The organism is Dolichospermum sp. UHCC 0260, from assembly GCF_009711985.1.
Lineage (GTDB): Bacteria > Cyanobacteriota > Cyanobacteriia > Cyanobacteriales > Nostocaceae > Dolichospermum > Dolichospermum lemmermannii.
Window position 1 is genome coordinate 1 of sequence record NZ_VIKZ01000093.1, and the last position, 6,986, is coordinate 6,986.

Here is a 6,986-nt window from a genome sequence, read left to right on the forward strand (position 1 = left end):
GAAAAACCGCAGCCATCCCAACTTAGGAAGATAGATTTTATTCCCTTGAGCTTTTACGCCCATCTGGTAAGTAAAAGAGGTAAAATTACTCCGGTTTTTAAACTTAGGAAACCCTCTCCCTTCAAAAAAATTTTTATAGGCAGTGTCAAGGCGTTTGACGTTTTGCTGTAGGACTGTAGAATCAATCTCAGCAAACCAAGGTCTAGCTTTTTTTAGATATGGTAATGCCGTTATTTGAATATCACCAGCACTGCGTCAAGGGTTTTTGATGTTGCCATTTTTATCGGTTTTAACATCCTTCCACGGCTCTCCACTTGCTCCATTTTTACTGACAAAACAAGTTAATGGACAAGCTTCTGCTTTAGTCCTAATATCACAATAGTCACCTTGAATAAATTGCTGGTTGTATTGAGCTATTCTGTCAGCCAAACTCCAATTGTAAGTAGACCGGAGCATATCTAGCCAACCGTCCATTTTATCGGATTGACTAATATTAGGACGTAGCTTATATACATAGTTTGTTAGCAAATATAAGTCCCTCCCATTGTTGTTTCCTTTATTTGATTAAACAATAGCCATATACAAATAGCAAGTAAATATTTTAAGGTTATGGCTAAGTTTTCTCCAGACGAGTACAGGCACGAAAGCAACGCAGTCTCACTGCTGAATTGTCTATTGCGTAAAATTTGATTAATTTCTTTTCTTACTAATGCCCAAAATGGATTATCCAATAATTGAAGCATAAATTTCATAAAATGTCTTTACCTTGATCTTGTAGTTTCCCTTTCTTTTTTTGTTACTCTAACTCACATAAGGCGTTAACTTACTTAAATTAATAAGATCATCATTATTAGGCTTTTTTGCGGTTAAGTTTTAGCGTGAGTCTGATTTTATACTTGTTAATCCTAAGCATTCAGCTAATTGTGCAATTTTGAGTTCTGCTTGTTCAGCCCTGATTCTTGAGAATTGGGCTTTTTCTTGACCATAAACCTAATTCTACTCCTCAAGGTAAAATAGAATAATGTCGACATTCATTACTATGGGATGAACAATGAAACAAATAGTCGGTTCTGATACGGCATTTCTATTGCTATCAAGAGATAATAATTAAATCCTCAATCAATCTTGATTACCATCTGACACAAAATTAATAATTAGTTTCATAACTAATGACTAATAACTGATGATTGATCACTAATTAGGTCTTGTTCTGATGTCAAATATTTATAATACCCAAGAGTTAATTCAGATATTGGCAACCGAACGCCAAGCTTGCTTAAAAGGTGAACGTTTAAAGTTAGATGTAACTGTTTCTGGTAATCCATTTATAGATCAGTTTGTCAGAACCGACGGACTGCAAAGATTCACGGCCTACCAAGATTTTAAAACCTCTATTCATGAATATCAACGAGAAAATCAAGTTTCTGGAATTATCTGGAAAGATATGACTGTTAAAGGTAAAAATCTGCATTATCCAGAAATTGATACTGAATTAATCGCTTTAGAAAGTGATTTAGAAATATTGAAACCTGCCAAAGATACAATTTTAGAATTTTGGTATTTAGTCACAGGGGAAATGGATTTATATTTAAGTTTTAGCAATGGTAAACAACATCAAAAAATTGTAAAAGTAGATGTAGAAAGAATTGTCCAAAGAACAGAATGGGCAACTTTATTAAAATGGGAAAACCCGAACTTTCTAGAACTCATTTTACAATTAGGTTGGGGACAACCTCAAGAAGCAGCTTATAAAAGAGGAAGACCACTAGCCGGTAGTGAATTTATTCATGCAGTTAATCTGGGATGTTATCCTATCGGTTAGATGGGACTGATCAACTCACGGACTCTTGCGCTTCCCGATACAATCTTTTAGCTATCCGAAATAACTCTTGTCCCGTGTGTAAATAGCGATGATCATAACTTAATGGGAAGTACGCTAATTCCTCTATTCCATCTCCCACTTGACTCATACAATAGTAAATATGGGCTGCTGCTGCTGCAAAACTAGCGGGATTTGGCAAAGAACGAAACTTAATTTGTGCGTCCTTCAAATCTTCCCGACAGGATGCTAAATAATCTTGAAATTCGTCTAAAAGATCATCATCAAAAGGATCGGCTGCTAACTCCTCAATTTGTGATTCTAAAGAATTAAGAATTGTACAAAGTATCCGATTTACTGGTTTATAAACTAAACGTATCCATTCCTCAATATTTTCATCAATATCTTTTCTAGTTTTCCTCGCTGCTTTGTAATGTTGTTGAGCAGATTCTGCGCGTTTTTGGCGAACCTGATGAAATTGTTGCTGACTGTGACGAAGTTTTTCATCATAATCAAGACGACTTTTACTATCACTTAAAACTTCATAGGCAGCATTAACACGAATAATTTGCTCATTATCTGTAATGTCTTGATTACTATCAGGATGAAAAATTTTCACCAAGCGGCGATAAGCTTGTTTAATCTCCGCTTGACTGGCATGATTACTAACTTTGAGGGTATCGTAGTGGTTAAAATCGGACATGAATCCAATAGATTGTTAATTGGTACTAGTTGCGGTTTTCGCTTCTAGGTCTTGGAATAAAGGTGTACTTAAATATCTCTCACCGAAACTAGGCTGAATCATCACAATTAAGCGTCCCTGATTTTCAGGACGTTGGGCGACCCGAACCGCCGCACAAAGGGCTGCACCAGTGGAGATTCCAGACAATAATCCTTCCTCCCTGGCTAATTTGCGACCAAAAGCGATCGCATCCTCATCAGTAACCGTAATTACCTCATCAATCAATTCTAACTTTAACACTTGGGGAATAAAACCCGCCCCAATGCCCTGAATTTTATGGGGACCCGGTTTACCTCCCGATAATATCGGGCTATTAGCTGGTTCGACAGCGATCGCCTGAAAACTTGGTTTCCGGGCCTTCAAAACTTCCGCCACCCCAGTAATCGTCCCCCCAGTCCCCACACCCGCCACAATCATATCCACCAATCCATCCGTATCCTCCCAAATTTCCTCCGCCGTAGTTTCCCGGTGAATTTGGGCATTAGCCGGATTGCGGAACTGTTGCAACATATAAGAGTATGGTGTTCTATCCACAATCTCCTGCGCCCGCCGAATCGCCCCACTCATCCCCGCAATTCCCGGAGTGAGTTCCAATTGGGCCCCATAAGCCCTTAACATCGCCCGCCGTTCCGCACTCATCGTTTCCGGCATTGTTAAAATTAATTGATACCCCTTGGCCGCCGCCGCCATTGCCAAAGCAATGCCCGTATTTCCCGATGTTGGTTCCACCAGAATCGTCTTCCCAGGGGCAATTAATCCTTCCTTCTCAGCCGCAGTAATCATACTTACCCCAATGCGGTCTTTCACCGATGACGAAGGGTTCATACTTTCCAATTTCACGAGAATTGTAGCCACACAACCTAATTCTTGAGGAATCCGGTTTAGCTTAACTAGAGGTGTCCGTCCCACCAACTCCGTAATATTTTCAACAATCCGCATGATAAATTTTTATGCCTTCAAATGTAGTACATGATATCCAACTGCTTCCGGGAATCCCGTTTTTCACAAAGATCCTGAAGCGAATAATTTTGTAACACTGAATTTGCCGCCTGACGTGCTTCTTGCCAAATTTCTGACACCACAGAATTATCTAAACTTGTGAGGTTAGTATTTTGTTCACCAGTCTGCACATCTAAACCTTCCAAACATTCTAAAATCTCAAAGATACTAATTTTCCGAGGTTCTCGCGCCAATAAATAGCCGCCTTTTGAACCCCGTTGACTTTTAACTATACCCCCCCGCCGCAAAGTTGCTAACAGTTGTTCCAAATAGCGATCAGGTATCTTTTGTTGCAGAGCGATTTGCCGAATTTGCATCGGTTCACCGTTTTCGTAATGAGTAGCCATCTCTAATAACGCCAAAATTGCGTATTCAGATTTACATGATAGTTCCACAAGTAATAATCCAAGATGAAAGTTGAAGCATGAAGTTGAGCAAAACCTTACAGTTAATCTCTTTTCCAGTATACTCCGGTTCTTAACTGGGGTTTTTCTCTCCACAAAAAAACCCCGCCATGAGGCAGGGTCAAATCACGTTGAAACTTATCAACAAACTTTTAACTATTTAGAAGCTAAAAGTTGTTCTGAGTGTACCAACAAAGGCATCATTACTGGTATTATTTTGTCCAGGAGATGTCATCCAAATAACTCCAGGAGTTACGGATACATTTTCAGAAACGCGATACTTATAGAAGCCTTCTACTTGGTATGGAGTCTCTCTACCAGTCGCACCTAGTGAGTAAGGTTGAGCGCCACCGAAGATACCCAAGACGTTACCTTTCTTACCAAAATCAGGTAAAGCTAAACCTGCACCATAGCTCCAAGCTTCTTTATCATCATTAGCTCCAAAGCCTGTAACATCATGATAGGAAACGAAACCACTCAAAGACAGTTTATCGCTAGGCTTGATAGCTGCGGAAATACCGTAGGAGTTACTGGAAGAGGCATTAGCTAAAGGAGCATTAGCTTGTTCAGTACCTACTAAAGCACCACCACCAAGTCCTGAATCAAACAATGTGCTACCTGCTTTTTGATAACCATGCACATAGGTTGCAGCCAAAGCAACGCGATTACCAACATTAAAGTTCAACTGACCTAAAGCCGCATAGTTACCGTCAAACAAGCCATTACTTGGGGCAGGATTAGCAGCATTTGAGACCGAGTTATTTGAAGCCAAGTAACCTAATGTGATTGAACTTGGTTTCAAGAAACTACTACCAGGTTTACCAAACGGGACATTTAAGGCAATACCAGAACCACCACCAATCCGGTAGATGGGGTTTTCAGAAGCAAAGGTACTTAAAGCCCCCTTACCACCATCTGTTTTATCAAAGAAGTAAGGATTGTTAACAGCCGCATAATCACTATGTTGCCCACCACTAGCTGAAAGATAAACTCTTGCAGGTCCTAAAGGAGCTTCATAAGTTAATTTGTCAATTTTAACGCTGTTAGCAGGACTAGTGCTACCGACTTCAAAGGTTTGCTTACCAACTCCACCAGCATTAATAGGATTACCAGTTTTATCTCGGAGACTAAAGCCTGTGGCATTACCAGCAGCCAAACGGGTTGTTAATATATCTCTACCCGTAAAGCTGGTTTCCAAGCCTAAACGGACTCTATCTTGGAATACTGCCCGGTTAGCTTTGCCTGTCTCGCTGCCAAAAGCATCAGTGACAGCAAAAATAGCTTCACCTTTTAATTTAGTGGTAGTTGAGAATTGATTGGCTTCTAATTCAGCAGTCCGTCCTTCTAAAGCATCTACCCGGCCACGTAAAGTTGCCAATTCCGCAGAAAACTCTTCTTGCAAACGCTGTAATGTTGCTAGATCCTGTTTTGTCACCATATCAGCCGTTGCTGTGGCAATCAATTCATTCACACGATCTAAACAAGCATTCAAACCAGCCGCAAATTCGTAACGGCTTAAAGCCCGATTACCACGAAATGTGCCATTGGGATAACCCGCAATACAGCCGTAGCGTTCAACCAAGGACTGCAAAGCTTGGAATGCCCAATCTGTAGGTTGCACATCAGAGAATTGGGAAACTGATGTTACCTGATTTATGGAAGTATTGTTCTCGTTGCTGTAGCGGTTAACCTGAGCTAAAACTTGAGCTTCTTTGGTTTCTGTCGCCAATACTGCTGGCTGTTGGGAAACTTCTGCTGTAGAGGAAGTTTCAATTGATGATGCTCCCTTGGTGGTACTTGGTGCGGCTATCGCTGTTGAAGATACTAACAACGCTGCTCCCAAAATTGCTGGGCTAACCACCAGGGATTTCCACAAAATATTAGACATTTTTCCTTTTCTCCTCACACCTTATATGGATAACATGAGTTCGCTATAGCTAACTGTTTACAAACGCGAAGTCTTGTTGAAACCTGTGCAATAGGTATGGCTGACACCAATTCCACAATCATAGCTTTCACAAGGCTAACAATTGATTAATTAATCGTTAAACTTCCATGCAATTAACTTATGCAAAAACTTTCTGACCATATCCTGCCATTATATTATAGTTTTTTCTAATAATCAACATAAGATTTTTTGATTAAGTAGATGTCAATTTTTCTAGTAGTATATTATCAGTTACACCAAGTAGATTTGACTTCTTTAAACTCATATCGAACTTTTCTTACACTGAAGATTAGCGAATAAGCTTCGGCATTGAAGAATTTAGATAGGTTTTGAAATATACTTTCAATCAAAACCTTTCCACATTAATTATCATTTGTTCGCAATGGGTGTTTTGTTTTCACTCCAAAAACCTGACAAATATAAATGATAGGCGATCGCTAACAAATGTTCCACAACAATAATTTACGTTGGTAATTGTTGTCAGCAAATATCTAAATATTGCCTTATGCTACTGGTTAAAAATTACTACTTAGTACCATAAAACAAAATCAAAAAATTAGATCAAACAAGCTTTTTCGGCTTTTTAAATAGTTAATTCACTGACTCGGTTGTGTACTGGTTTCAACCAAAAACCACCCTTAAAAACTATCCGCCCTGATTTAGATCAGATAATCTAAGTCAGGGCGGTCTAGCGGGTCTTCAAGTTGCAACCAGACTGCCGGAAGGAACTCCGATGTTAAGCCTAGTTAGTTGAGCTAACTTAGTATCTCAAGAGAACTAAAGCTAACTTTTAGAGAACAGCCCCGGCGCACAGCCGGCTAACTGCAACTTGATGACCCATGGGTATACTACTTTCTATCATGGGCATCACCTCCTTATTGCCTAAACGGTCTTAATTTCAAAAGGGGCAAAGCAAAATGCTTTGGTCTTGTAACCTGAGACTACTATAGCACAACTACAAAAATTTGCAATACCTGAATTTAAATTTCTCCTTATAAAAAAACCCCTACCAATAGGTAGGGGCTAATTCAAAGATGATAGGTTTTAGAGAGCGTTACCGCGTGGTAATACTTC

General features: G+C 39.6%; 6 protein-coding genes. 1 reads left to right on the forward strand and 5 read right to left on the reverse strand.

Translation table 11 applies throughout. From position 1 onward, the window contains the following. Positions 1-255 precede the first annotated feature (255 nt). Positions 256-528 (reverse strand): helix-turn-helix domain-containing protein, encoded by a 273-nt coding sequence (locus FJR08_RS23380; RefSeq protein WP_217357552.1) that lies wholly within the window; start codon positions 526-528, stop codon positions 256-258. 685 nt (positions 529-1,213) lie between these two features. On the opposite strand from FJR08_RS23380, the gene FJR08_RS22165 reads away from it, so the two are divergent. Next, positions 1,214-1,822, forward strand: coding sequence for a hypothetical protein (locus FJR08_RS22165; RefSeq protein WP_168634602.1), 609 nt, complete (start codon positions 1,214-1,216; stop codon positions 1,820-1,822). Between the two features lie 10 nt (positions 1,823-1,832). Here the strand turns inward: FJR08_RS22165 and FJR08_RS22170 are convergent, their stop codons facing one another. The 4 genes from FJR08_RS22170 to FJR08_RS22185 form a co-directional block, all read right to left on the reverse strand. Next, entirely contained in the window at positions 1,833-2,522 is a 690-nt protein-coding gene (locus FJR08_RS22170) for a J domain-containing protein (protein ID WP_168634603.1), read from the reverse strand. Positions 2,523-2,537: 15 nt separating this feature from the next. Then, positions 2,538-3,500 (reverse strand): cysteine synthase A, encoded by a 963-nt coding sequence (cysK, locus tag FJR08_RS22175; RefSeq protein WP_168634604.1) that lies wholly within the window; start codon positions 3,498-3,500, stop codon positions 2,538-2,540. A gap of 17 nt (positions 3,501-3,517) precedes the next feature. Then, positions 3,518-3,955 (reverse strand): Rrf2 family transcriptional regulator, encoded by a 438-nt coding sequence (locus tag FJR08_RS22180; protein ID WP_015081082.1) that lies wholly within the window; start codon positions 3,953-3,955, stop codon positions 3,518-3,520. A 169-nt stretch (positions 3,956-4,124) separates the two neighbouring features. Then, positions 4,125-5,852 (reverse strand): iron uptake porin, encoded by a 1,728-nt coding sequence (locus FJR08_RS22185; protein WP_168634605.1) that lies wholly within the window; start codon positions 5,850-5,852, stop codon positions 4,125-4,127. Between the last annotated feature and the right edge of the window lie 1,134 nt (positions 5,853-6,986).